Genomic DNA, 25,094 nt, shown 5'->3' with positions numbered 1-25,094 from the left:
TAAGCGGTCCCGTAGGGCCATGCCGCGGCGCGCCCTCACCCGACCCTGCCCGCACTGTGGGCGCGTATGCGAAGGGAGGACCGTGACCTTCGGATTCGCTTCGTCCGCAGCCACTTCGATCACCGCATCGGCCAACTCCGCCAACCGCCTTGCCCGGTTGCTCGAACCGGCCGAGTGGGCAGCGGCCGGAATCCCGCTGCTGCGCAACCCGCGCGAGGTCGTCGGCGGACTGCACGCGCGACACCGTCCCGCCCCGGCGACAGCTGTCGTCGCCGTGCTCGATCACGAGGAACGGCTCGCGGCCAGCGCGTCGTTCACCCGGCGTGCCGTCCCGGCGGACGGCTGGGAGTTCCGCAATGCGCTGCTGGCCCATCTGCGCCGCGTGATCCCCCACGATCTGCGTCGGCGTACGCCGGTGCGCACCGCCGTGCTGCTCTACTGCCGTGAGGGCGACGAGCGTTGGACGGAGGAGGACGGGGCCTGGATGTGGGGCCTGCGGGACGCCTGCACGCTGCACGGCCTTCGGTGCGGCGCGTACATCACGCTGACCCGCGGCGGTTGGCAGGTGCTGGGCGAGGGCCGGGGCGGCCGACACCCCAACTCGACGTCCTCACCCGGTCGTCTGGCGGACGCCGGGACCGACAGCGACCATGTACCCCTGCGTACGGCAGGGGGCGCCGTGGACGCGCTCCGGCGCACGGCGGCCCGCTGAAGGTGCGATCCACCGGCTGCCCAGGCACTGGGCAGCCGGGTCGCGACCGGGCCGTGCGGCCCGTTCCGCCGGTGCGGATCAGACGCCCGCGCCGAGCACGGCGTTGATCCGCTCCGGGTCACCGCACACGATGAGAAGCGCCGAAGCCCTTTCCATCGCGGCCGGCAGCGCGCGGGCGGTGGTGTCGTCCGTGCCGCCATTGACGGCGACAACGACCACGGGGCGTACTGCGGCGCGCTCCACGGACGACGCGTCCGCGTAGAAGACATCGTCGCGGGAATCGTGCTGAGCCCAGTAGGCATCCTCGCCGAACGACAGCTCGTGAGCCGCCCACGGGTGCTGGTCTCCGGTGGTGAACACCAAAACGTCGCCGGGGGCGCGACCGGAGTCGAGCAGCAGGTCGACAGCCTCGTCGGCGGCGTCCACCGCGCCACCCGCCGGGGCGGGGACGAGCTGGACCTGCGGCGCGGAACGATTCTCCGGCCGTGACGGCTTGGGCTTGCCGGCAGCGCCGGTCGCACGCTGCGCGGGCGGGGAGGGCCGGGACGGACCGGGGCCCGGGTGACCGGGACGCGGCGAGGCCGCGGAACGCGGACCGGGGACGGGACGGGGGGTCGGCGCGGTGCGGCCTGTGGCCGGAGTGACGCGGGGACCCTGGGCGCTCTCGTGAATGTGAGGCTCCTCGGGAATGAGAGGCATGGGTGGATGTCTATCAAACGCCGCTGCGGATGGCATCGGCGGGTGGCACAAACCGTGCGACGGGTGTTGACGGCGGGGCGAGTTCAGAAGTCGAAGCCGAGCTGGCCCCCGCTTTCGAGTTCGGCCGCCTCCGGCGAGAGCCGGACCTTCTTGAGGTGCCGCCATTGGGGCAGGTAGTCGAGATAGGCCCAGGACAGCCGGTGGTACGGGGTGGGTCCGAGCTCCCGGAGGGCGGCCTTGTGCACGGGCGACGGATAGCCGGCGTTGTCGGCGAAGCCGAACGCGGCGAACTCCTCCGGCAGTTGCGCCATCATCGCGTCCCTGTGCACCTTGGCGATCACCGATGCCGCGGCCACGGCCACACAGGACTGGTCGCCCTTGATCACGGTGCGCACCTGCCAGGGCACTCCCAGGTAGTCGTGCTTGCCGTCGAGGATGATCGCGTCCGGGCGTACGGGGAGCGCTTCCAGGGCCCGGCCGGCGGCCAGTCGGAGCGCCGCGGTCATCCCCAGTTCGTCGATCTCCTCGGAGGAGGCGTGACCGAGGGCGTGAGCCGTGACCCAGCCTTCCAGAAGCTCCGCCATCTCCGCCCGGCGCTTGGGGGTGATCAGCTTGGAGTCGGTGAGGCCGACGGGGGGCCGGCGCAGGCCGGTGACCGCCGCGCAGACCGTGACCGGTCCCGCCCACGCTCCGCGGCCGACTTCGTCGATCCCGGCAACGATCTTGGCGCCGGTCGTGGCCCGGATCGAGCGCTCGACTGCGTGGGTAGGTGGTTCGTAGGCCATGGCGCCAACAAGGGTACGCCGCCCCGGCAGCCGGATGACACCCGGCTCCTGGTCACATTCCGCGGGGCGGCGGCGGACAGCTGTGGGGCCGGAGCAGCGGGACCATGACCTGGTCGATCATCTCGGCGAGGTCCGGGTCCGGCCAGCGGCTTCCACAGATCTTGGAGCGGTACATCAGCAGGCCGGGAATCACGTCGAAGACAAGTTCACAGGCGGCGTCCGCCCGGACGTCGCCACGGCGGACGCCCCGGTGCACCACCTCGCGGAAGAGCTGGGTGGAGGGCCCGATCACCTTGGTGTTGATCAGGTTCTGGAAGCGTTCCGCGGTGACGGTGTCACATTCATAGAGCACCGAACGCAGCGCGATCCCGGTACGGGAGAACATCGCGTCACGCACCCGCCGGCAGACGTGAAGGAGGTCCTCCCGGACGCTGCCGCGGTCGGTGGCCTCGTCGAGGCTCGGCAGACCCGCCTCCAGGGCGTCGGCGACAAGATCTTCTTTCGAGGGCCAGCGACGGTAGACGGCCGCCTTGCCTGTCTGCGCCGAGGCGGCCACCCCCTCCATCGTGAGACCGCTCCAGCCGACCGTACTGAGCTGCTCCAAGGCGGCTTCGAGGATCGCACGTTCCAGCACGGGCCCTCGTCGGCGCAGGGCGACCGGCGCAGCCTCCGCGGCACCGGTCCAGCGCGAAGTGGCCATCTTCATATCTCCGTTGGGGACGGGAGGTTCAGTGAACGCTTGCGTTCACTGACGGGGACTCTCTACGGTTGACGAGAAAGTGAACGGCTTCGTTCACTAACTCATGCGTGGGGGACTCATAGTGACAACCTCTCAGTTAACCGCACCCGCCCCTCCAGGGACTGCCCGCCGACCGGGGCGCCCGGGCATCGCGCTCACCGTCATCGCAGCGTTGCAGCTCATGGTGGTCCTCGACACCACGATTGTGAATATCGCACTCCCGCACATCCAGGGGGCACTCGAGTTCACCACGACCCAGCTCTCATGGGTGGTGAACGCCTACACACTCACCTTCGGAGGGCTTCTGCTGCTCGGCGGCAGAGCGGGCGACATCCTCGGCCGTCGCCGGGTGTTCGTCTCCGGCGTGCTGCTCTTCACCTTCGCCTCGCTGCTGTGCGGCATCGCCCAGGAGCCCTGGCAGATGCTGGCGGCCCGCGCACTGCAGGGCGTCGGTGGTGCGATCGCCTCGCCCACGGCACTCGCTCTGATCACCACGACCTTCCGTGAGGGGCCGGAACGCAATCGCGCCTTCGGTATCTTCGCGGCCGTCTCCGCGAGCGGCGCCGCCATCGGGCTGCTGGCCGGAGGCATGCTCACCGAGTGGCTGGACTGGCGCTGGGTCTTCTACGTGAACCTGCCCATCGGCATCCTCATCGCCGTTCTCGCGCCGGTGTTCATCAACGAGTCGGAACGCAACCCCGGCCGATTCGATGTGGCAGGCGCCCTCACCTCGACCGCGGGCATGGCATCGCTCGTCTACGGCTTCATCAGGGCCTCGGAGGACGGCTGGAGCGATGGGCTCACACTCGGTGCGTTCGCAGCCTCCCTGGTGCTGCTGACCGCGTTCGTACTGACCGAACGCAAGACCCGTGACCCGATCACACCGCTGCGGATGTTCGCAGACCGCAACCGTTCCGGCACGTATCTGATCATGATGAGCCTCGCGGCGGCGATGTTCGGCATGTTCTTCTTCATCGTCCTGTTCGTGCAGAACGTGCTGGACTACAGCCCCATCACGTCCGGACTCGCGTTCCTCCCGGTCACGATGGCGATCATGACCGCGGCCGGCCTCTCCACGAGGCTGCTGCCGGTGCTGGGCCCGAAGCCCTTCCTGACCGCCGGTGCGGTCCTCACGGGCAGCGGCATGGCCTGGCTGACGCTCATCTCCCCCGACAGCTCCTACCTGGGCGGAGTGCTGGGGCCGATGCTGCTCTTCGGTTTCGGCATGGGTCTGGTGTTCGTGACAGCGACGCTGACCGCCGTGTCCGGCGTGGCGCAGCACGAGTCGGGCGCGGCCTCCAGCCTGCTCAATGCCACCCAGATGGTTGGCGGTTCACTCGGCCTGTCGATCCTCATGACGGTCTTCGGGACAGCCGGCCGCGAAGAGGCGGAGCGCCAGATGCCGTCGTTCCTCGCGGAATCGACGCCTGCCCAGCAGGAGGCCTTCGCGCGGACCCACGAACTGCCGCCCCCGTGGGGTCACCAGGTGCTGGCCGAAGGCATCGCCACCGCGTTCTGGGCGGGGGTGGGCCTGGTCGCTCTCGCCGTCGTGACAGCGGTTCTCGTGGTGCGGGTACGCAAGAGCGATCTGGAAGCACTCAGCGGAGCGGCGGGCCCCGGCGGCCACGCCGCATGACACCCCGGATACAGGCCGTACGCGGGGGGACGGCCTGTATCCGCTTCCGGGCGCTCCGGCCTCAGCCGAGCCGGTCGGCGCCGGGCAGCCAGCCGGGCAGCTTCTCGGTCTGCTCCAGCCAGTGGGCCGGAGGCTGTCCGCCCTTGCTCGCGGCGACGACTCCGCAGGCGATGGCGCACGTGGTGTCGACGTCACCGCCGACCTGGGCGGTTGTCCAGAACGCCTGCTCGAAGTCGCCGAGTGATCTGGCCGCGGACCAGAGCGCGAACGGCACCGTGTCATGGGCGCTGGTACGCCGACCGCAGCCCAGGACCGCGGCGACCGTACCGGCGTCGTCGTAGTCGAGCATGTCCCGAGCCCGGCGCAGTCCGGCGCCCACCGCGCTGCGCGGCACCAGGGCGACCACGCCGTCCAGCAGGTCAGCCGGCGCGGGCGGGCCGGCGGGGTCGGCGGCGAGCGCCGCCGCCGCGGCCACCGCCATGGCGCCGACCACTGCCTCCCGGTGCTGATGCGTGGGATACGAGGAGATCTCGGCCTGGTGCGTAGCCTGCTCGGGGTCGTCCGCGTACCAGGCGCCGAGGGGCGCGATCCGCATCGCGGAGCCATTGCCCCATGACCCCTGGCCCTTGAACAGCGCAGCAGCCAGCTCCCGCCAGTCGCCGCCCTCCCTGATCAGCCGGAGGAGCCGGTTGACCGCAGGGCCGTAGCCGCGGTCGAAGTCGTGGTGCTCGGCGAAGGACCGGGCGAGGGCGTCCTGGTCAACACGGTGGTGGTCGGCGAGCACGGCAACGACGGAGCAGGCCATCTCTGTGTCGTCGGTCCACTGCCAGACGGACGGCGGCAGCTCGCGCCTCTTGAGCAGCGGATAGTTGGAGGGAACGAAGAACTGGGAGCCCAGAGCGTCTCCCACGGACAGGCCGCGCAGGCTGTCCAGAGCGCGTGCGAAGCGCCGGTCGGATGCGGATTCAGCGGTCATCTTCCTGCCACTCTATCCGGTGGCCCCGTACGGTTCCGGGGCCCTCCACTGCTCGAAGGGCCGGTCAAGGTGGTACTTGCCGTCATCGCCGAGTTGCAGGGTACGTGTCTCGCCGTTGCCCGGATTGGACAGCGATTCGAACTCCGCGACGGTCCAGTGGAACCACCGCATGCAGAACAGCCGCATGGTCAGTCCGTGCGTGACCAGGAGGACGTTCGGCGGATGGTCCGGGGCTTCGAAGCTCCGGTGCAGGCTCTCCAGGAAGGCGCCGACCCGGTCGTACACATCGGCCCCGGACTCGCCCTGCGCGAAGCGGTAGAAGAAGTGGCCATAAGCGTCGCGGTACGCCTTCTGGAGCCTGACGTCCTCCCGGTCCTGCCAGTTCCCCCAGTCCTGCTCCCTCAGCCTCGGCTCTTCCCTGACCCTCACCAGTTCCGGGTCGAGCCCGAACGCCTGGAAGGTCTCATGGGTGCGGCGGTACGGGGAGACGTAGACGCTGACCCGCTCACGGCCGAACAGGTCCCGCAGCCGCGCCCCCGTCTCTGCGGCTTGGACCAGACCCGCCGCGGTGAGCTGCAGGGCATGGTCGGGCTCGCGTTCGTACACCGTGTCATCGGCATTACCCACCGATTCTCCGTGCCGGACGAGGACGATACGTCGCGGTCGTGACATACCAAGACCCTATGGCGACATCCGTTCAGTCGAGGAGCCGCCCCGAGGCCATCCGGAGGACCTGGCCGTCGCACCGCCGGCGCAGCAGACGGTCGTGGGAGACGACCACCAGCGCACCGGTCCACCGGGACAGGGCCTCCTCCAGATCCTCGACGAGGCCGGGTGCGAGATGGTTGGCCGGTTCGTCGAGAAGGAGCAGGTCCGCAGGCCGGGCCAGCAGCCTGGCGAGGGCCAGCCGTCGGCGCTGCCCGGCGGAGAGGGAACCCACGGAGATGTGCAGGTCTCGTGAGCGGAAGAGCCCGTAGGACAGCAGCAGTTCCGCGGACTCGTCGTCCGCGAGCGCGAGGCCGGCCGGAAGACCTCGAGCAGTGGCTCCGCAGGCCGGTTCACCGGAATCTCCTGGACGAGGAAGCCGGTTCTTTCCCTGCGTGTCACAGATCCGGTGTCGGGTTCGACAAGGCCGGCCATGACCCTGAGCAGGGTGGATTTCCCGGCGCCGTTACCGCCGTGGATCAATATCTTCTGCCCGGCGCGACGCTGAGCCCCGCCAGGGAGACATCGTCGAAGAGCAGTCTGTCGCCGCGGGAAACGGTCACTCCGCGCACGGAGATCTGAGTGGGCATGGGCACCTCCGCGGAGATATAACGCAACGGTTGTCGCGTTACGAGCAGGTGGCACACTCAAGTCACCTAATGCAACGGGAGTAGCAATTGACTGAATCGGGATCCGCCCCCGGCACGCTCCGCCCCGGAGGTCGCACCGCCCGCACCCGGGCCGCCGTCCGCGACGCCGTCCTCACGGGCCTGGTCGAACACGGCTACCCAGGCCTCACCGTCGAATACGTCGCCGAACACTCGGGCGTGCACAAGACGACCCTGTACCGGCGCTGGGGCGGCATCGAAGGCCTCTTGGCCGACACGCTCGTCCTCGCCGGCGAGGACGACTGGAGCCCGCCGGACACGGGGAGCCTTGAAGGAGACCTGCGGGCGCTGGCACGTGAGGTGGCCGAATCCTTCGCCGATCCGGGACAGGCAGCCGCCCCTACCGCGATCATCGCCGCCGCCTTCCAGTCCCCGCGCGCCGCCGAAGCGCTGCACGCCTTCTACGCGGAGCGGTTCTCCCGCTGTGAGGGAGTCGTGCACCGGGCGGTGGAACGCGGCGAAGCACCGCCCGGGACCGACGCGGGCGCCGTCGTCCGTGCGGTCAGCGCGCCGGTGTACTTCAGGCTCTTCATCACCCGCGAGCCGATAGACCCGGCGCTCGCCGACCAGTCGGCCGCCGCCGTCCTCGCGGCGGTGCGGGCAGGGGCCTTCGCCACGGCGCGGACAGCAGGGCGGACGGTCCCTGGCGGCTGATCACACCGTCCAGGACGGCTCGAGCTCCACCACGTCACCGGCCAGTGCCACGACATCCGTCTGCGTCTGGGCGCGCAGCAGTAGACGCTCTATACGCTCGTCGCGGTATTTCCCGTGCTCAGCCGACGACAACCACATCGACATCACCAGAAACTCGCAGCCGGGCGCCTCTCCGAAGACCCCTCGCACCATTCCCGGCGACCCGGCCATGGCCGGGTTCCACACCTTCTCCTGCATCAGGGAGTAGTGCTCGACCCTGTCCTCACGCACCTTGCAGTGCGCCACTCTGACCACGTCGGCGTCCGTGAACCGCGGCTCGAAGCCGGTCTTGACGTCGAAGCGGTAGTCGAAGAGCTTGGCCCGGATGTCCTTGTAGGTGCCCGACTGCCCGGCCGCGAGCCGGTCGTGGGAGCGGGCCATGAAGGAGTCGTAAAAGGCCCGGGTCTCCCAGAAGGCGAAGACATGCGCCACGTTCGGCCGTAGTCTGCTCCACCCTCCGCCCTGTCCCCGGAACCCTGGCTCACCCGGCAGCCCCGCCCATTTCCGCTGCCCGCGTTCGAACCCTCGGCGGTCCACCACCGTGCAGCGAATCCACTTGACCAGCACCGCGCCATCGTACGGCGCGGAAGGTGGCGTCGGTCACTCTCCGCGCCACTCGGCCCCCGACTGCGGTCGGTACGTCGAACGGGGCGGAGCGCCCGATGAGTTCGCGCCGTACCGCACGCCGTCCGCGGCCCCCACAATGATCACCATGACCGACCTGCACACCAATCCGCTCTTCCATCGCCTCCGGTCCGCCGAGCGCATCCTCGTCGCCGGCGCCGGCGGCGGATTCGACGTGTACGCAGGCCTGCCGATCGCGCTCTCCCTGCACCACCAGGGCAAACAAGTCCACCTGGCCAACCTCACGTTCAGCGCCACCGAGGGGCTGCCCCTGGATGCGTGGCTCGCCCCCGACGTGGCGATGATCGGCCCCGACACGGCACCGCACCAGGTGTATTTCCCTGAGCGCTCACTGGCCCGGTGGCTCGCCACTCACGGCTACCCCGACACCGTTCACGCCCTCTCCCGCGTGGGCGTCCAGCCGCTGCGTGCCGCATACCGCGCACTGATCGAGCAGTACGGCATCGACGCAGTCGTGCTGGTGGACGGAGGCACGGACATCCTCATGCGCGGTGACGAATCGGGTCTCGGCACCCCTGAGGAAGACCTGACCAGCGTCGCCGCCCTGCGCGGCATCGGGGGACCCGAACGTCTCGTCGTGTCCGTGGGTTTCGGTGTCGACGCGTACCACGGTGTCAGCCATGGACTCGTGCTGGAGAACATCGCGGCGCTCGAGACCGACGGCGCATACCTCGGCGCGTTCTCCGTCTCACGCAACACCCGCGAAGGCGCCCTCTTCCTCGACGCGGTGGCCCATGCCCAGGCCACGACGCCTGATCACCCCAGCATTGTGAACGGCTCCATAGCCGCAGCCGTGCGGGGCGGCTTCGGCGATGTGCAGTTCACCTCCCGCACGCGGGGCAGCGAACTCTTCATCAACCCTCTGATGTCGATCTGTTTCGTCTTCGAACTCGAGGGGATAGCTCGGCGCTGCCTGTACCTGGACCGGATCGAACACACCCAGCTGATCCGCCAGGTCAGCAGTGAGATCGCGGCATTCCGAGATGAGGTCGTGCGCCAGCGGCCGCCTCGCCGCATCCCGCACTGAGCGGATACGGTCAACGAACCCATTTCATCCGGCAGTTACGGGGAAGGAAAAAGCGGTGAGCAGCCTCAACAAGGGCGTCCGGAAGGCGGAGGTGACCCTCAGGTGGGATCCGAGTCCGCTGGGAGAGCCGCCCCATGACCTCGACATCGTCGCCGCGACGTACCCCGCTCGAGCGCCGTTCGGCGAGCCGGCGTACGTCGTCCACTTCGACAGCCGCTCGCCCGACGGCACAATCATCCTGACCAGAGAGAGCAAGACGGGACAGGGCTTCGGGGCCGATGAGGTCATGACTCTGGAGTTCGACCGGCTGGCGGCGGAGTACGGCCGTGTCGTGCTCGGCGTGGTGATCCAACAGCGTAATGGACGCACGGTGTTCGGTGATGTCGCGAACGCCTCGGTCCGGGTCCTCGAGGGGCACCAGGAGATCGGACAGCACGACTTCACGGCCGTCGCCCGCTCCAAGGCGGCCAAGGTCGGCGAGTTCGTCCGGGGTGAGTCGGGGGACTGGGCGTTCAGCGACTCGCTCGTCGGCTTCGACGCGGACCCTCAGACCTTCGTCACGGTCATGGGCGATCCCACGCCCTGAGCAAGCGTCCGCCGTCCGACGCTCGCAGGACAGGGGGAGGGCAGGACCGAAGGGCCCATGGAGAAGGGGACCGGCCAGAGGCCGGTCCCCTTCTCAACTGCTGGTCAGCGCCGTGTGCTCGCTACGCCGGATGCCGCATCGACGTGGTTTCGCCCAAGGTCAGCTGCAGCCGCTGGTCGAGCCGCAGCCCTCGCAGATGTAGCACGAGCCTGCGCGCTGCATCTTGGTCCCACAGGAGAAGCAGAGCGGGGCGTCGGCGCTGATACCGAGCTGCATCTCGACGAGCTCGGCGGATGTGTGCGCCTCCTTCGGCGCCGGGATCTCCGCCTGCGGGGCGGTGACGGCCTTCAGCGGCTCCTGCTGCCGGGGGGCGGACTGGGCCAGCGCCTCGACATCCATCTCGTCCTCCTCGAGCGAGGGCTCGTAGGAGCCGGTCTCCAGGTGACGCTGACGCTCCTCCGCGGAGTGGATACCGAGGGCGGACCGGGTCTCGAAGGGCAGGAAGTCCAGCGCCAGGCGGCGGAAGATGTAGTCGACGATCGACTGCGCCATCCGCACGTCCGGGTCGTCCGTCATACCGGCCGGCTCGAAGCGCATGTTGGTGAACTTCGAGACGTAGGTCTCGAGCGGAACGCCGTACTGCAGGCCGACCGAGACGGCGATCGAGAAGGCGTCCATCATGCCGGCGAGGGTGGAGCCCTGCTTCGACATCTTCAGGAAGACCTCGCCGAGACCGTCGTCCGGGTAGGAGTTGGCGGTCATGTAACCCTCGGCGCCGCCCACGGTGAACGAGGTGGTGATCCCGGGGCGGCCCTTGGGAAGGCGCTTGCGGACCGGGCGGTACTCGACGACCTTCTCGACCGCCGCGCGGATGGTCTCCTCGGTCTTCTGCGTGACCTCGGCCTTCTCCTGCTCCTTCTTCTTCGCGGAGAGGGGCTGGCCGACCTTGCAGTTGTCGCGGTAGATCGCGAGCGCCTTGACGCCCATCTTCCACGCCTCGAAGTAGACCTCTTCGACATCCTCGACGGTCGCCGTCTCCGGCAGGTTGACCGTCTTGGAGAGCGCGCCGGAGATCCACGGCTGGATCGCGGCCATCATGCGGACGTGGCCCATGGCGGAGATGGAGCGCTCACCCATGGCGCAGTCGAAGACCTCGTAGTGCTCGCTCTTCAGGCCGGGCGCGTCGACCACGTTGCCGTGGTCGGCGATGTGGGCGACGATCGCCTCGATCTGCTCCGGCTGGTAGCCGAGGCGGCGCAGGGCCTGCGGGACCGTGCCGTTGACGATCTGCATGGAGCCGCCGCCGACGAGCTTCTTGAACTTGACCAGGGCGAGGTCGGGCTCGAGACCGGTCGTGTCGCAGGACATCGCAAGACCGATGGTGCCGGTGGGGGCGATGACCGACGCCTGGGCGTTGCGGAAACCGTTCTTCTCCCCGAGGCGGATCACGTCCTGCCAGGCTTCCGTGGCGGCGGCCCAGATCGGGCTGTCCAGGTCGTCCATCCGGACGGCCACGGTGTTGGCGTCGGCGTGCTGCTTCATGACGCGCTTGTGGGGCTCGGCGTTGCGGGCGTAGCCGTCGTACGGGCCGACGACAGCGGCGAGCTCGGCCGAGCGCCTGTACGAGGTGCCGGTCATCAGCGAGGTGATGGCGCCGGCGAGGGCACGGCCGCCGTCGGAGTCGTACGCGTGCCCGGTCGCCATGAGGAGCGCTCCGAGGTTGGCGTAGCCGATGCCGAGCTGGCGGTAGGCGCGGGTGTTCTCGCCGATCTTCTGCGTCGGGAAGTCCGCGAAGCAGATGGAGATGTCCATCGCCGTGATGACCAGCTCGACGACCTTGCTGAAGCGCTCGACGTCGAACGACTGGTTGCCCTTGCCGTCGTCCTTCAGGAACTTCATCAGGTTCAGCGAGGCGAGGTTGCACGAGGTGTTGTCCAGGTGCATGTACTCGCTGCACGGGTTCGAGCCGTTGATGCGGCCGGACTCGGGGCAGGTGTGCCAGTGGTTGATCGTGTCGTCGTACTGGATGCCCGGGTCGGCGCAGGCCCAGGCAGCCTCTGCCATCTTGCGGAAGAGCGACTTGGCGTCGACCTCCTCGATGACATCGCCGGTCATTCGGGCGCGCAGGCCGAACTTGCCGCCCGTTTCCACGGCCTTCATGAACTCGTCGTTCACACGGACCGAGTTGTTGGCGTTCTGGTACTGGACCGACGTGATGTCGTCGCCGCCCAGGTCCATGTCGAAGCCCGCGTCACGCAGGGCGCGGATCTTCTCCTCTTCCTTCACCTTGGTCTCGATGAAGTTCTCGATGTCGGGGTGGTCGACATCGAGGATGACCATCTTCGCCGCACGGCGGGTGGCACCGCCCGACTTGATCGTTCCTGCGGACGCGTCCGCGCCGCGCATGAAGGAGACCGGTCCGGAGGCGTTGCCGCCGGAGGAAAGCAGTTCCTTCGAGGAACGGATGCGGGAGAGGTTCAGGCCGGCGCCGGAGCCGCCCTTGAAGATCATGCCCTCTTCCTTGTACCAGTCGAGGATCGACTCCATGGAGTCGTCGACGGACAGGATGAAGCAGGCGGAGACCTGCTGCGGCTGGGGCGTACCGACGTTGAACCACACCGGCGAGTTGAAGCTGAAGATCTGGTGCAGGAGGGCGTACGCCAGCTCGTGCTCGAAGATCTCGGCATCGGCGGGAGAGGCGAAGTAGCTGTAGTCCTCACCGGCCTTGCGGTAGGTCTTCACGATCCGGTCGATGAGCTGCTTGAGGCCGGTCTCGCGCTGCGGGGTGCCGACGGCCCCGCGGAAGTACTTGCTGGTGACGATGTTGACCGCATTCACCGACCAGAAGTCGGGGAACTCGACGCCACGCTGCTCGAAGTTCACCGAGCCGTCACGCCAGTTGGTCATGACGACGTCACGGCGCTCCCAGACCACCTCGTCGTACGGGTGCACGCCGGGGGTGGTGTGGACGCGCTCGATACGCAGGCCCTTGCTCGCCTTGGATCCCTTGGCTCGGGACCCTCGTGCCGGGCCGCTCGTCGTCTCGGTCATGCCGCCTCCCATATACGGGCAAAAACGCCCTGAAGTGCCCAGATCTTCCCGGGGCACGGTTTGTGTCTGTTGCTCTGGCGCCACGCACAGCACCTATGAGCAGGTCATTTGCCGCCTGAGCCGGCCGGCGGGCCCTTCGCGGGGCCCTTTCCGCCCAGCCTCTGCCGATCAGTCGGCGGCGGTGGCGGGAACAGGAACCTCTGCGGCCCCGCGGTTCCCGCCTTCATCAGCCGGAGGCCGCCCGGCGCGGAGCTCCGCGATGGCGGCCTCGAAGTCTTCGAGTGAGTCGAACGCCCGGTAGACGGACGCGAAGCGCAGGTAGGCGACGAGGTCGAGCTCCTGCAGCGGGCCCAGTATGGCCAGCCCTACGTCATGGGTGGTCAGCTCGGCGCTGCCGGTGGCGCGCACGGCTTCCTCGACCCGCTGCCCGAGCTGGGCGAGAGCGTCCTCAGTGACCGGCCGACCCTGGCACGCCTTGCGCACGCCGGAGATGACTTTGGTACGGCTGAAGGGTTCGGTCACACCACTGCGCTTGATCACCATGAGCGATGCGGTCTCGACGGTCGTGAAGCGGCGGGCGCAGTCAGGACACTGCCGGCGCCGCCGGATCGCCGTTCCGTCGTCGGTGGTGCGACTGTCGACGACGCGACTGTCGGGATGCCTGCAGAAAGGACAGTGCATGGCCCCCAACCCCTCCTTCACAGCACGACCGAATAGCCTCTGGAGGCCGGATCCCAGCCCCTCGAAGCAGCCCCAAGCATAGGCGATGCCCTCGGCCTCGGAGCACCGGGGACACAACTTCTGGGTGGCTGACCCAATCCAACCACTAGATCTGGTGGTGCGACGCACGCACAGGTGGCAACGCGTGTCGCGCCGGACGTCGTCGCGCGAAGACGCCGGAGCTCTGCGAAACGGACCGTATCGGCCGCCGCACGCTGCGCGCGGGGCAGCATCCACGGGCGTGGGGGAGGGCGACACAGGCGCGCCGGAGCCGGGCTTCGGAACGGCAGGAATGCGAGGATGCAGGGGTCTCACGGACCCCGCCCCGGCCGCCGCCGACGGCGAAGGTTACCGTGACGGCCTACCGCAACGGCTACCGCTCACGGTTCGATCGTTCGCACATACACCCAGCAGAATGCCCAGGTAAGGCAATCTGCAATTTTTCACTCGAACGTGTGTTTGGCGCAACCTTTCGAAAGCAACTACCGTTGTCAAACTAGGGAGACCATTCGAGAGGGGCCGACGTGACCACCACCGCCGACAGTGCCACCATCACTGCCCAGGACCGCTCACAGAGCCGATTCGAGCCGGTGCAAGCCATGAATGACGCAGCCACGACCCCGGAGGGGCCCAAGCCCGGCCGCTCCCTGCCCGGCCGACCTCCCGGCATCAGGGCGGACAGCTCCGGCCTCACGGACCGGCAGCGGCGCGTCATCGAGGTGATCCGCGACTCCGTCCAGCGTCGGGGCTACCCGCCGTCGATGCGTGAGATCGGCCAGGCGGTCGGACTGTCGAGCACATCGTCGGTGGCGCACCAACTCATGGCCTTGGAGCGCAAGGGCTTCCTGCGCAGGGACCCGCACCGCCCCCGGGCGTACGAGGTCCGCGGCTCCGACCAGCCCAGCACCCAGCCCACGGACACCACCGGCAAGCCCGCCGCCTCTTATGTCCCCCTTGTCGGCCGCATCGCGGCAGGTGGCCCCATCCTCGCCGAGGAGTCCGTCGAGGACGTCTTCCCCCTGCCCCGCCAGCTCGTCGGCGACGGTGAGCTCTTCGTCCTTAAGGTCGTCGGAGACTCCATGATCGAAGCCGCGATCTGCGACGGGGACTGGGTGACCGTGCGACGCCAGCCCGTGGCGGAGAACGGTGACATCGTGGCAGCCATGCTCGACGGCGAGGCCACGGTCAAGCGCTTCAAGCGGGAGAACGGCCATGTCTGGCTCCTCCCCCACAACGCCGCTTACCAGCCCATCCCCGGCGACGAGGCGACCATCCTCGGCAAGGTGGTGGCCGTGCTGCGGCGGGTGTGACCACACCCGCCGCCCCAGACCGGACCCCGGGATCCACTGCGCCGGTCCCGGGGTCCTGCTCATGTGTACGAGCAGGACCACTTCGGCCCTACTTCCCCTCCTGCTTCGCCGCCGCGTCGATCGCGGCCAGTGAGCGGCGTACCTGATTGCGATCCGTCGTGTACCAGAAGTCGGGCAACGAGGCGCGCAGGTAACTGCCGTAGCGGGCGTTCGCCAGCCGCGGATCGAGCACCGCGACAACGCCACGGTCCCCCGTGGCCCGCACCAGCCGGCCCGCGCCCTGAGCCATCAACAGCGCGGCGTGGGTCGCCGCCACAGCCATGAACCCGTTGCCGCCGGCCTCTTCGACCGCCTTCTGGCGGGCGCTCATCAGCGGGTCGTCCGGACGCGGGAACGGAATCCGGTCCATGACGACGAGCTGACAGCCGGGTCCGGGCACATCGACGCCCTGCCAGAGCGACAGCGTGCCGAACAGACACGTCTCCGCATCCCCGGCGAATGTCTTGATCAACTCACCGAGCGTCTCCTCGCCCTGCAGGAGGATCGGCTTGTCGAGTCGGCCGCGGAGCTCCTCGGCGGCGGCCTGGGCGGCCCGCATCGACGAGAAGAGGCCGAGCGTGCGCCCTCCGGCGGCCTCCACCAGCTCGGCGAGTTCGTCCATCATGTCGCCCCGGGAGCCTTCGCGTCCCGGAGTGGTGAGATGGCGTGCGACGTAGAGGATGCCCTGTTTCGGATAGTCGAACGGCGACCCGACGTCGAGCCCCTTCCACTGCGGCACGTCCTCTCCCCCGATGCCTTCAGGAGCAAGGCCCAGGGAGGCCCCGACTCCGTTGAAGTCACCACCGAGCTTGAGCGTCGCGGAAGTCAACACCACAGAGCGCTCGGAGAAGAGCTTCTCCCGCAGCAGCCCGGACACGGAGAGCGGCGCCACGCGCAGGGACGCCCCGAAACGGTCGTGCCGCTCGTACCAGACCACGTCGTATTCCGAGCCATGGCTGATCCGCTCGGCGACGGCGTGGACATTCTCGACGGCGGCCAGGGCCTGCTTGCGCACGGCGTTCTCGTCCTGGACCGACTTGTCCCTGGTGGCCCCGATCGCCGTGATCACTGTGCGGGCCGCGTCCCTCAGCGCCATCAGGGCATAACCGAGATCCTCCGGGATCTCCTCGAGACGCCCCGGGAGGGCCAGCTCCATGAGCTTCTCGAACGACTCCGCGGCGGTCTGGAGAGCGTCCGCCGCCTTCTCGTTGACAAGCTTGGCCGCGCGGCGCACTGCGCGGTTGACCTGGCCCGGAGTGAGCTCGCCGGTGGCGACCCCGGTGACGCGGGAGACGAGCTCATGGGCCTCGTCGACGATGAGCACCTCGTGCTGGGGCAGCACCGGCGCGCCTTCGATGGCGTCGATAGCGAGAAGTGCGTGGTTGGTGACGACGACGTCCGCGAGCTTGGCCCGCTCACGCGCCATCTCCGCGAAGCACTCCGCTCCGTAGGCGCACTTGGAGGCCCCCAGGCACTCGCGTGAGGAGACGGAGAGCTGGTTCCAGGCGCGGTCGGAGACGCCCGGAGTCAGGTCGTCCCTGTCCCCCGTCTCCGTCTCGTCGGCCCAGTCCCGCATACGGAGCAGGTCCTTGCCCAGCTTGCTCGTGGGTGCCGCTGCCTCGAACTGGTCGAAGAGACCCTCATCGTCGTCCTGCGGCATGCCCTCGTGCAGGCGGTGGAGGCAGAGGTAGTTCGACCGCCCCTTGAGCATGGCGAACTCGGGGCGGCGGCGCAGCAGCGGGTGCAGTGCCTCGACCGTCCGCGGAAGGTCGCGCTCCACGAGCTGCCGCTGCAGCGCCAGCGTCGCCGTGGCCACGACCACACGCTCGCCGTGGGCCAGGGCTGGAACCAGATAACCGAGCGACTTGCCCGTACCGGTGCCGGCCTGGACCAGCAGATGGGAATCGTCGTCGATGGCCTCGGCAACGGCCTCGGCCATGGTGACCTGGCCTGGTCGTTCCACCCCGCCGACGGCGGTCACGGCGGCGTGCAGGAGCTCGGGGAGGGATGGCTTCGTCATAGCCCGACCACCCTACGGGGCGCCACCGACAACAGGATCACGCAGCGGAGCATCAGGCCGACGCCAAGGGGTTGGGCACCGTGCCGTGGACTGCGGCGTGCGGGCGCTCGGGGCGGTCCCGGTAGCCGTCGAGATGCAGCCGGTTCCGGTTGAGACACAGACGCTCGATACGGGGAGTGAGCAGGTCGAACGTCTCGTAGCGCTCCTTGAGCTCCGGGAAGCGGGCCTGGTACCGGAGGATCTCCGCCCTTACGAGTGAGAAGAACTCCTGCTCCGAAACGTTCAGTTGCTCTTCACAGAGCGGGGCGAGGTAGCGGAAGACGCCGACGAAGAGACCCGAGTGGATGAACTGGGTGAGGAAGCCCGGCTCCTCGGTGAGGAGGATCCGCCGGACGTCGTCCGGCATGGACGCGTGCTCCGGCACAGGCCGGGCGCTCACGTTCACGTCGTCGACGAAGTCCTTGATCGCGAGGCGCACGGGAATGTCATGGTCGTCGTAGACGACGATGGCGTTCTCGCCGTGCGGAGAGAAGACCGTGCCGTAGCGGTACAGGAAGTGCAGCAGCGGCGGCAGCAGCGCCGCGAAGAGCCGCCGGAGCCAGACGGTCGGTGCGAGCCCCGACCGGGCGACCAGTTCGGCCGTGAACGCCCGGCCCTGCGGATCCGTGTGGAGGAGCGATGCCAGGGTGCGGGCCCGCTCGCCGGCTCCCAGTCGCGGCTGGAGCGGTTCCCGCCAGATGGCTCCCAGCAGTTCCTTGTACTGGTACGGGACCTCTGCCAGGCGGTCGTACAGCGGATGCTCGACCGTGACGGAGGCGACCTCCCCAAGGAGAACGACCCGGCATTCGTCGCGCAGGAACGGGTCGGCGTCGCGCAGCCCGTGCACCCACGCGGTGACGGCGGGTGCGGCGAGCGTGCGCTCTGTGGGCAGGCCACGCCAGACCAGGGTGTTCAGGATGGACAACGGCAGTTTGACGGTGTGGCGATCGGGCCGGTCGACGTTCACGAAGGTCCTGATGGACTGCTGGGGCAGTCGCAGGTCACCATCGCTGGGGAGGGGGACGATATCGCCGTCGGCGACGGCGGGCGCGTACAGGGGCAGGATCACCTCGTCCCACTGCCAGGGGTGCACCGGCAGGAGCAGGTAGGCGGCGGGATCCAGTCCCTTGGTGCGCAGAGCGTCGGCGAAGAAGTCGCGGGTGGTCCGGTCGAGCTCGCGACGGTACAGGTCCTCGGCCCGGTCGAGGCCGGCGACGCCGCGGTAGGCGGCCAGGCCGGTCCGCACCGCTATCCACGGGAGGCGTGCGGGGCGGCGGGCTTCCGGTGCCCATCGGGCGGCGTCGCCTGCGGAGAAGCCGATCCGGCCCTTGTTGAGAACCAGCCACGGATGCCCCGTCTGGTGGCCCTCGAGCTCCGCGTAGCCGAGGGCCGCCAGCTCGGCGGCGCTCAGCGCGGTGCCGTCGAGCCGGGTGTCGCTGATCAGCGTGACGGCCATTTCACGCAGCAGGTGACCGAGGGTCGCCCCGTCGAGGCCCAGCAGGTTCCTGGCCCGCGCGAGGAAGGCGAGCGGGTCGGTGAACGGACGGCCATCGCATTCGACGGAGCCGGGATCGACACGCCAGCTGCCGTAGGCGCCGCGGCGTGCGCGGAAGGTGAGCACGCCTGTCGCGTCGATGGAGAGGGTGTAGCGACGGGCCTCGCCGGTGGATCCGGACGGTCCGGACGACGGGTCGTCCGGATCGGGGGCCGGAGCCGGCGCCGCGTGCGGGACGGGGACCGGCTCGATGATCTCTTCGTAGGCGAACTCGCCGATCATCTTCGCGAGGAGGCGGGCAGCGGCCCGGTCCCAGTTCTGACGGGTCAGGCCCGGCGGCGTGAACGGCACCGCGGGCGGCCGGGCCGCGGCGCCTTCGGCGGCCGCATCGGTTCCGGTGCCGGTCCCGATGCCGGCGGAGGCGGTGGTGGCATCGACGGGCCGGAGACCGGTGGAGCCGTAGCCGGTCGGGACGGAGTCGATGGAGTCGTCGCTGGCAGGGAACTTCGGCACGGGGACTCCTCAGGTGGAACCGATGCGGATCGAGCGGTGTATGTAAGTCAGCGGGTCGTTCACAGCAGGGTCCGCAGGGCACGATCACGGACCATCAGGGCGGCTCGTTTGTCGGGAAGGTCGAGTTCGGCGGAGTAGCGGAAGCCGGAATTGAGAAATGCGGAGACGGAGGGGGTGTTGCGCATGTCGGGCTCGGCGAGGACGCGGGTGCATCGAGGCCGATTGTCGAGAACGAGATCGGATACGGCTCGAAGGAGGACGGACCCGATGCCACGGCCGCGGTCCAGCACGCCGCCGATGAGCAGATGGATACCGGTGTCGTGCGGGCGCGCGGGATAGTGGCGGGCCAGCGGATCGAGGTCGGCCCGGTAGATCTCGAAGTAGCTCATGGGCTTGTCGTCGAGGACGCCGAGGCAGGGGATGCTGCGGCCGTCACCGCCGAGTTGTACCCGCAGGTGAGTGGCGGTGACGGAGTCGGGTCCCGCCAGTTCCCAGAAGGCGGCGACCGCGGGGTCGTTCATCCATCTGCTGATCAGCGCGAGATCACGTTCGAGGACCACAGGGACGAGTCGGAAGACGCCGACGGGCGTGACCGCCGGCTCCCAGCCGCCCAGGTTGTCGAGCAGGTCGCGGCCGGCCCTCGCCGGTGCCAGGGGCGCTGCCGCTGCCTGGCCCGGGCCTGACCCGGGAGCCCTTGCCGCGGCCGGGCCGGCAGGCCCCGTCGGCTCCCATGCCGGTGCCTGCCTCACGGTCGACGCCGACGTCGCGTTCGACGCCGGTGTCTCTGAGGCGCTCCAAGTAGGTGTCTCTGACACTGCCGATGCCGGTGTCGGCAGCGCCGGCCCCGACTGCCCGGCTTCGCCGTTCCCTCGGAACAGCGTGAGGAAGTCCTCCGGCAGCCGCAGGTCGAGCGTGTCCTCCGGGTCCCCTCCCGGCCGGGGCGCGGGTCCAGGCCCGCTGTCGGTGTGCACATCGGTGGGAGCCATCGGGCGCTCTCCTCTCGCGGTTCGGTCGATTCGCGGTGCCTCAAGTTCGGAGGGGGTTGGCGATGGAGACGTAGACGGACTGGGTGGAGACGGGGCCGACGAGTTCGTCGAGCCCGTGGAGCCGGGTGAGCAGGTTGGCCTTGCAGCGGAGCGTGGGCGTCTCCAGCAGATGGCCGGGCAGTGGTGATCCCATACCGACGGCGGAGGTGAGGAATTGCCGGAAGGCTGCGAGGAGGACGCGTTCGTCGGCGAGGCCCTGGGCTCCGAACGCTCCGATCAGCCCCAGCACGTTGTTGATGCCGAGGTAGTAGGCGAAGCGTTCGTCGGTGACCTCGTCAGACACGAAGGTGTCGCTGTGGGTTCCGATCCCAGGGAGGCGGGAGGCGAGACGCTCGCGGTGCGACTCGCGGAAGTAGTAGCCCTGGTTGTCGCGGTAGCGGCCGCCGGTCGGCCAGCCGTGGGGGTCGAGCAGTACGAGCGTGTTCTGCTGATGCGCCTCGAGCGCGATGCCCGCAGTGGCGTCCAGCCACAGCACCGGGCGCACGACGTGGTCGAGGTAGCGAAGGAACCACTCGGCGGCCACTGCCGTGACGGGCCGCCCGGTGTGGGTGGCGAGCCGCTCGACAACTGCGGCGAGGCGTGACTGCATGGCCACTCGCCCGGGCCACGGCCGGGGAGTCGTCAGCGCCGCTACACAGACCGCGTCGTCCCCGGGGCCGAAGGGGTTGTGGCGGATCATCACGTCGAGCCCTTGAAGGGGTTCGGCTCCGGGTGCGTCGACGGCGAGCCAGGCCGGGTCGCGCACGATGTCGAATCCGGGGTGTGCGGCCCGCCACTGCTGCGCGAGGCCGGCGCGGAGCAGTCGGTGCACCTCGACGCCGCGGTGGAGTTCTTTGCGGAGGTTTTCCCGCCGCGAGTTGGTGATGCGCAGACCGAGGGAGAGCTTGAACATGGCGGAAGCACCCGGGCGGTGCACGGTGCGGACGGAAGAGGTGGGATACCAGACGTCGCCACGGGGACCGAGGTCGTGCAGCAGGCCCATGTCGAGGAGGGCGGCCACCTCGGGGCGCTGCCTGAGGTCCTGTGCCTGCCATGGGTGGAGGGGCAGGGCGGCGGTGTTGCCGGGGAACGTCAGATCTCCCGCCAGCCGGGCGGTCAGCTGGTCGGCAGTGACGGTGCGGCCCTGCTCGGTCCAGGCGGATTCGGTGGCAAGGAGGGACCGGTCGACGGCCATCCAGTGCAACGGGAAGGAACCGTACAGCTCGGGCGAGTAGCGCTGTGCTTCGGCCTCGGAGAGTCCTTCACGGCTCTTGGGAGTCGGATGGAGCGGGTGGCCGAGCAGCAGCGACTGCTCGGCGGTGAGGAACAAGTCGGCCTCGGGCGGGGCAGCGGGGTGGGCACGCCGGTCGGCGATGAAGTCGGCGGTGCGGCGGACGGAGTCGGCGACGCGGCCCACGAGGTCCGTGCCTTCGCCGTGGCCGGCTTCACGGCCGAGCAGCGCGGCGACGGTCACAGCGTCGGTCCGGGGGGCCTCGTGCGGACTTCCCTGCAGAGTGGGCGCGCCGAAGCGGTGCCATCCGGTGGCCGACCAGTAGCGGACGGGGACCAGCAGCGCGGTGCCGCTGGCGTCGAGGGGGACGCGCAGGATGTCTTTCTCGGGCCGTGGAAGGCCGTTCTCCCGTACCCAGCAGCGGAGCAGGTTCTCCACGGTCGCCGTGTCCGCGGCGCGGCGCGGATCGGGGTCGTCGAGGTGGTCGTGCTCCGCGTCCGGGTGGGGGGAGGACTCCGCCACACAGGCGTGCGGCGTGCAGGTTGTCGCCCCGCCGCGCTGCTCGTCGTGCCGCCCACTCTGGCGTGGCACCGTCGCTGCTTCGACGGTGAGCGGGCCGCTCAAGCCGATTTGGCTGCGGTGGTGGCCGGCGGGGCCGTCGATGGACTCGGGCGCATCGGGTGCGGGTGTGGAATTCACGGAGAGCTTCCTTGTGACGTTGTCCGGGTTCAGTGCGACTGCCTGTTGTCGGTACGGCGTTGTGTGGAGCGCTCTGCGGCGGCCAGGGCGTCGGCGAAACGGTCCAGGACGGCCACTGCCTGCTCGTCGGTCAGGGTGAGAGGAGGGAGCAGGCGCACGACACCGGCATGGCGCCCGCCCAGTTCGACGATCAGTCCGCGGTGCAGACACTCCTGCTGCACGGCGGCCGCGAGCCGGGGCGAGGGAGGTGGTACGAGCGCGTCCGGTGCCTCGGAATCGGCGTCGACGAGTTCGACGCCGATCATGAGGCCCCTGCCCCGTACGTCTCCGATGCAGGGGTGGGCCGCGGCGAGTCCTTGGAGACTCGCCAGCATGCGCGCGCCGAGCGTGGCGGCTCGCTCGGCGAGGCGGTTCTCTCTCACATGGGCGAGGGTCGCCGCTCCGGCGGCCATGGCGAGCTGGTTGCCGCGGAACGTCCCGGCATGGGCACCGGGCTGCCAGACGTCGAGCCCGGAGCGGTACACGACGACGGCCAGCGGAAGGGAACCCCCGATGGCCTTGGACAGCACCATCACGTCCGGCACGATCCCGCTGTGCTCGACACCCCAGAAGGTGCCGGTGCGCCCCACGCCGGTCTGCACTTCGTCGGCGATCAGCGGAATGGACCGGTCGGCCGTGATGGCGCGCATCCGCCGCAGCCACTCGTCGGGCGCCGGGATCACTCCGCCCTCGCCCTGCACTGGCTCGAGGATCATGCCCGCCGGTTCGGGGACACCGCTCTTGGGGTCGTCGAGCAGGCTTTCCGTCCAGCGGGCGGCGATTTCCGCGCCACGCTCGCCGCCGATCCCGAAGGGGCACCGGTAGTCGTGCGGGAACGGCAGCCGGGTGACCCTCACGTCCGTCGCGCCCCCCGATGCTTCGAGCGCGCCTGCCGTCATGCCGTGGTAGGCGCCCGTGAAGGCGAGGAGACCGCTGCGGCCGGTCGCGGTTCTGACGAGTTTGAGAGCGGCTTCGACCGCGTCCGTGCCGGCGGGTCCGCAGAACTGGACGCGCGCGTTCTCTGCCAGCGCCCTCGGGAGTGTGGCGAACAGTTCCGTGATGAAGGCGTCCTTGACGGGCGTGGCGAGGTCGAGCACATGCAGAGGGGCGCCCGAGTCGATGACCTTCTTGATCGCCTCGAGGACGACAGGGTGGTTGTGCCCGAGCGCCAGGGTGCCCGCACCGGATAGGCAGTCGAGGTACCGCCGTCCGTCGGCGCCCTCGATCGTCAGTCCCCTGGCCCGTACCGGCACGATGGGCAGCGAGCGCGCATAGGTGCGGGCCGCCGACTCACGGAGTGACTGCCTGCGCAGAATCCCCTCATGGGTCGAGGTCGGCGCCACCGGAGCAGGTTCGGTCACGGCCACGGCTGTTGATCCTCCGGCTGTCACAGTTGCGTTGCACATCGGTACGGCACTCCTGCGCGGCGCACCGGCGCTGAAGCTGTCCTTGTGTCCCCCGCACGTACCAACGACGCGGAGAGCCGGGGATCACGGCCGATCGGAAGATCCTTGCGGTGCCGGAACCGTGGACCTGCCGCACGCCGTCCCCATCGGCACCGGCATAGTGGGGGGCGCCTTCCGCAGCGGACTCCACCGCGGCGGGCGGGAGCTTGCTCGTTCCAGAAATAAGTTCCTTGAAATATCCGACAGTTCAGATCAGCAGCACCGAAGTCCCAGGGGGATCAAGAGATGCGACCCATTCGCCCGACGCTGGCAGTGGCCTCCATGGCCGCGGTGCTCGCGCTGGCCGCCACCGCGTGCGGCCCGACCGAGGACAACGCCGGCGACAAGCCGAGCGCGTCGGCCGAGCAGCCCACCGGCGACAAGATCACCATTCCGGACGATCTCAAGGACCGCCTCAAGGAGCGCGGGATCGACCTGGACAAGTGGAAGAACGGCGAGTGGAAGAACTGGGACAAGGACAAGTGGCTGCGTGAGGCCCAGGACTTCGTCAACCCGATCATCGAGGACCTCTGGGACCCCGACCGGATGCGCGACGCCGAACAGCCGCCCGAGAAGCCGGTCGAGAACGACATCTCCGGCGACGAGGGTGTCACCGATCCCACCCCTGCCCCGGTCGACGCCCAGGCCGTGAAGGCCCCGTACCACGCGAACGCCGCAGAGGCCGGCAAGGTCTTCTTCGACGGCCCGCAGGGCTCGATGGTGTGTTCCGCGACCGTGGTGAAGGACCCCGCCAACCCCGGCAGGTCCAACATGGTTTGGACAGCCGGACACTGCGTGCACGCCGGCAAGAGCGGCGGCTGGTACCGCAACATCGCCTTCGTCCCCTCATACAACGACGGGGCGAAGGAGACGGCGGAACTTGAGAAGGCTCCCAAGGAGGAGATCGCTCCCTACGGTGTCTGGTGGGGTGACTGGGCACAGACCTCCGACCAGTGGATCTCCCAGGGCGCCGCGACCGGCGGCCAGGGCGCTGCGTACGACTTCGCCGTCATCCACGTGACCCCGGAGAAGGGCAGCACGGGCAAGTCCCTCGAGGAGACGGTCGGTGCGGCCCTGCCGGTCGACTTCAACGCCCCTGCGGTGCCGAAGATCGACAACATGACCGCCACCGGCTACCCGGCGGCCCCGCCCTACGACGGCCAGAAGCTCTTCCAGTGCGCCGACAAGCCCGGCCGACTGTCGCTCAGGGCCGAGGAGCCGACGATGTACCGCATCGGCTGCACCATGACCGGCGGTTCGTCCGGCGGTGGCTGGGTCGCGCAGGGCCAGGACGGCAAGCCCACCCTTGTCTCGAACACGTCGATCGGCCCGGTGACGGCCGGCTGGCTGGCCGGTCCGCGCCTCGGCAAGGAGGCCGAGGGCGTCTACAAGGCGGTCAGCAAGAAGTTCGAGGGCCAGTAGGAGAATCCGGGCGCGAGAGCGCCCGGGCGCAGTGACGCGGGCAGGGGTCCGGCCGTACGGTCGGGCCCCTTGTTCACTGGTGGTTCATCATTCTCGTGGAGACTCCGTGCAGTTGGGGCTCCCGCCGGGCTGATGGACCGCGCACCGGCCTAGAGTGGTGCCACACCCCGAGGCG

At 69.2% G+C, this 25,094-nt stretch carries 21 protein-coding genes; 7 read left to right on the top strand and 14 right to left on the bottom strand.

The genetic code is table 11. The features are described from left to right. The first annotated feature begins 82 nt into the window (after positions 1 to 82). Entirely contained in the window at positions 83 to 712 is a 630-nt protein-coding gene (locus MDN94_RS17060) for a hypothetical protein (RefSeq protein WP_482726612.1), read from the top strand. 78 nt (positions 713 to 790) lie between these two features. Here the strand turns inward: MDN94_RS17060 and MDN94_RS17055 are convergent, their stop codons facing one another. The 3 genes from MDN94_RS17055 to MDN94_RS17045 form a co-directional block, all read right to left on the bottom strand. Then, entirely contained in the window at positions 791 to 1,411 is a 621-nt protein-coding gene (locus MDN94_RS17055) for a hypothetical protein (RefSeq protein WP_482726611.1), read from the bottom strand. An 83-nt stretch (positions 1,412 to 1,494) separates the two neighbouring features. Further along, the gene (locus MDN94_RS17050; RefSeq protein WP_482726610.1) at positions 1,495 to 2,196 is read right to left on the bottom strand and encodes a ribonuclease HII; all 702 of its coding nucleotides are present in this window, start codon (positions 2,194 to 2,196) and stop codon (positions 1,495 to 1,497) included. Positions 2,197 to 2,248: 52 nt separating this feature from the next. Further along, positions 2,249 to 2,896 (bottom strand): TetR/AcrR family transcriptional regulator, encoded by a 648-nt coding sequence (locus MDN94_RS17045; protein WP_482726609.1) that lies wholly within the window; start codon positions 2,894 to 2,896, stop codon positions 2,249 to 2,251. Between the two features lie 121 nt (positions 2,897 to 3,017). Between MDN94_RS17045 and MDN94_RS17040 the strand changes: the two genes are divergently transcribed. Next, complete coding sequence (locus MDN94_RS17040; RefSeq protein WP_482726608.1) at positions 3,018 to 4,571, top strand: MFS transporter; 1,554 nt, start codon at positions 3,018 to 3,020, stop codon at positions 4,569 to 4,571. A 61-nt stretch (positions 4,572 to 4,632) separates the two neighbouring features. On the opposite strand, the gene MDN94_RS17035 is transcribed toward MDN94_RS17040, so the two are convergent. Genes MDN94_RS17035 through MDN94_RS17025 form a run of 3 tightly spaced genes read right to left on the bottom strand, consistent with a single transcriptional unit; the run spans position 4,633 to position 6,493 of the window. Beyond that, entirely contained in the window at positions 4,633 to 5,547 is a 915-nt protein-coding gene (locus MDN94_RS17035) for an ADP-ribosylglycohydrolase family protein (protein ID WP_482726607.1), read from the bottom strand. Positions 5,548 to 5,559: 12 nt separating this feature from the next. Further along, positions 5,560 to 6,219 carry a histidine phosphatase family protein gene (locus MDN94_RS17030; protein ID WP_482726606.1) on the bottom strand — a complete coding sequence of 220 codons (660 nt, stop codon included), beginning with the start codon at positions 6,217 to 6,219 and terminating at the stop codon, positions 5,560 to 5,562. A 25-nt stretch (positions 6,220 to 6,244) separates the two neighbouring features. After that, positions 6,245 to 6,493: an ATP-binding cassette domain-containing protein gene (locus tag MDN94_RS17025; protein WP_482727095.1), complete on the bottom strand. Its 249-nt coding sequence runs from the start codon at positions 6,491 to 6,493 to the stop codon at positions 6,245 to 6,247. Positions 6,494 to 6,929: 436 nt separating this feature from the next. Here MDN94_RS17025 and MDN94_RS17020 point away from each other — a divergent pair, with 436 nt between their 5' ends. After that, positions 6,930 to 7,574: a TetR/AcrR family transcriptional regulator gene (locus MDN94_RS17020; protein WP_482726605.1), complete on the top strand. Its 645-nt coding sequence runs from the start codon at positions 6,930 to 6,932 to the stop codon at positions 7,572 to 7,574. Here MDN94_RS17020 and MDN94_RS17015 read toward each other — a convergent pair whose 3' ends face one another. Next, positions 7,575 to 8,180 (bottom strand): YdbC family protein, encoded by a 606-nt coding sequence (locus tag MDN94_RS17015; RefSeq protein ID WP_482726604.1) that lies wholly within the window; start codon positions 8,178 to 8,180, stop codon positions 7,575 to 7,577. 145 nt (positions 8,181 to 8,325) lie between these two features. Here MDN94_RS17015 and MDN94_RS17010 point away from each other — a divergent pair, with 145 nt between their 5' ends. Continuing rightward, a complete protein-coding gene (locus tag MDN94_RS17010; RefSeq protein ID WP_482726603.1) occupies positions 8,326 to 9,285 on the top strand; it encodes a DUF1152 domain-containing protein in 960 nt (319 codons plus the stop codon). Next, positions 9,242 to 9,871, top strand: coding sequence for a TerD family protein (locus MDN94_RS17005; RefSeq protein WP_482726602.1), 630 nt, complete (start codon positions 9,242 to 9,244; stop codon positions 9,869 to 9,871). The genes MDN94_RS17010 and MDN94_RS17005 overlap by 44 nt, the downstream gene beginning before the upstream one ends. Positions 9,872 to 10,030: 159 nt before the next feature. Here the strand turns inward: MDN94_RS17005 and MDN94_RS17000 are convergent, their stop codons facing one another. Both MDN94_RS17000 and nrdR read right to left on the bottom strand, forming a co-directional pair. Beyond that, positions 10,031 to 12,922 (bottom strand): vitamin B12-dependent ribonucleotide reductase, encoded by a 2,892-nt coding sequence (locus MDN94_RS17000; RefSeq protein WP_482726601.1) that lies wholly within the window; start codon positions 12,920 to 12,922, stop codon positions 10,031 to 10,033. Between the two features lie 168 nt (positions 12,923 to 13,090). Then, entirely contained in the window at positions 13,091 to 13,603 is a 513-nt protein-coding gene (nrdR, locus tag MDN94_RS16995) for a transcriptional regulator NrdR (protein ID WP_482726600.1), read from the bottom strand. A gap of 563 nt (positions 13,604 to 14,166) precedes the next feature. On the opposite strand from nrdR, the gene lexA reads away from it, so the two are divergent. Beyond that, entirely contained in the window at positions 14,167 to 14,952 is a 786-nt protein-coding gene (gene lexA, locus MDN94_RS16990; RefSeq protein WP_189474654.1) for a transcriptional repressor LexA, read from the top strand. Between the two features lie 88 nt (positions 14,953 to 15,040). Here the strand turns inward: lexA and MDN94_RS16985 are convergent, their stop codons facing one another. The 5 genes from MDN94_RS16985 to MDN94_RS16965 all read right to left on the bottom strand — a co-directional run bounded on the left by MDN94_RS16985 (position 15,041) and on the right by MDN94_RS16965 (position 23,419). Continuing rightward, positions 15,041 to 17,011, bottom strand: a complete 1,971-nt coding sequence (locus MDN94_RS16985; RefSeq protein ID WP_441266670.1) for an ATP-dependent DNA helicase — start codon at positions 17,009 to 17,011, stop codon at positions 15,041 to 15,043. A 52-nt stretch (positions 17,012 to 17,063) separates the two neighbouring features. Next, a complete protein-coding gene (locus MDN94_RS16980) occupies positions 17,064 to 18,896 on the bottom strand; it encodes an IucA/IucC family protein (RefSeq protein ID WP_482727094.1) in 1,833 nt (610 codons plus the stop codon). A gap of 221 nt (positions 18,897 to 19,117) precedes the next feature. Further along, positions 19,118 to 20,044, bottom strand: coding sequence for a GNAT family N-acetyltransferase (locus MDN94_RS16975; RefSeq protein ID WP_482726599.1), 927 nt, complete (start codon positions 20,042 to 20,044; stop codon positions 19,118 to 19,120). A gap of 40 nt (positions 20,045 to 20,084) precedes the next feature. Next, on the bottom strand, positions 20,085 to 22,013 hold the full coding sequence (locus MDN94_RS16970; protein ID WP_482726598.1) for an IucA/IucC family protein: 1,929 nt from the start codon (positions 22,011 to 22,013) through the stop codon (positions 20,085 to 20,087). Between the two features lie 29 nt (positions 22,014 to 22,042). Beyond that, positions 22,043 to 23,419 (bottom strand): diaminobutyrate--2-oxoglutarate transaminase family protein, encoded by a 1,377-nt coding sequence (locus MDN94_RS16965; protein ID WP_482726597.1) that lies wholly within the window; start codon positions 23,417 to 23,419, stop codon positions 22,043 to 22,045. Positions 23,420 to 23,743: 324 nt separating this feature from the next. Here MDN94_RS16965 and MDN94_RS16960 point away from each other — a divergent pair, with 324 nt between their 5' ends. Further along, positions 23,744 to 24,919: a trypsin-like serine peptidase gene (locus tag MDN94_RS16960; protein WP_482726596.1), complete on the top strand. Its 1,176-nt coding sequence runs from the start codon at positions 23,744 to 23,746 to the stop codon at positions 24,917 to 24,919. The last annotated feature ends 175 nt before the right edge of the window (positions 24,920 to 25,094 follow it).

Source organism: Streptomyces sp. WAC00040, assembly GCF_056835925.1.
The sequence above is the reverse complement of the archived record's forward strand: the minus strand, read 5'-3'. Positions and strand labels throughout refer to the sequence as shown.

Excerpts from the sequence above, each read along its gene's own strand:
- nrdR (WP_482726600.1), bottom strand. The coding sequence starts at position 13,603 with ATGCACTGTCCTTTCTGCAGGCATCCCGACAGTCGCGTCGTCGACAGT.
- MDN94_RS17030 (WP_482726606.1), bottom strand. The coding sequence starts at position 6,219 with ATGTCACGACCGCGACGTATCGTCCTCGTCCGGCACGGAGAATCGGTG.
- MDN94_RS17010 (WP_482726603.1), top strand. The coding sequence starts at position 8,326 with ATGACCGACCTGCACACCAATCCGCTCTTCCATCGCCTCCGGTCCGCC.
- MDN94_RS17000 (WP_482726601.1), bottom strand. The coding sequence starts at position 12,922 with ATGACCGAGACGACGAGCGGCCCGGCACGAGGGTCCCGAGCCAAGGGA.
- MDN94_RS17035 (WP_482726607.1), bottom strand. The coding sequence starts at position 5,547 with ATGACCGCTGAATCCGCATCCGACCGGCGCTTCGCACGCGCTCTGGAC.
- MDN94_RS16985 (WP_441266670.1), bottom strand. The coding sequence starts at position 17,011 with ATGACGAAGCCATCCCTCCCCGAGCTCCTGCACGCCGCCGTGACCGCC.
- MDN94_RS17055 (WP_482726611.1), bottom strand. The coding sequence starts at position 1,411 with ATGCCTCTCATTCCCGAGGAGCCTCACATTCACGAGAGCGCCCAGGGT.
- MDN94_RS16960 (WP_482726596.1), top strand. The coding sequence starts at position 23,744 with ATGCGACCCATTCGCCCGACGCTGGCAGTGGCCTCCATGGCCGCGGTG.
- MDN94_RS17005 (WP_482726602.1), top strand. The coding sequence starts at position 9,242 with ATGAGGTCGTGCGCCAGCGGCCGCCTCGCCGCATCCCGCACTGAGCGG.
- MDN94_RS17045 (WP_482726609.1), bottom strand. The coding sequence starts at position 2,896 with ATGGCCACTTCGCGCTGGACCGGTGCCGCGGAGGCTGCGCCGGTCGCC.
- MDN94_RS16975 (WP_482726599.1), bottom strand. The coding sequence starts at position 20,044 with ATGGCTCCCACCGATGTGCACACCGACAGCGGGCCTGGACCCGCGCCC.
- MDN94_RS17050 (WP_482726610.1), bottom strand. The coding sequence starts at position 2,196 with ATGGCCTACGAACCACCTACCCACGCAGTCGAGCGCTCGATCCGGGCC.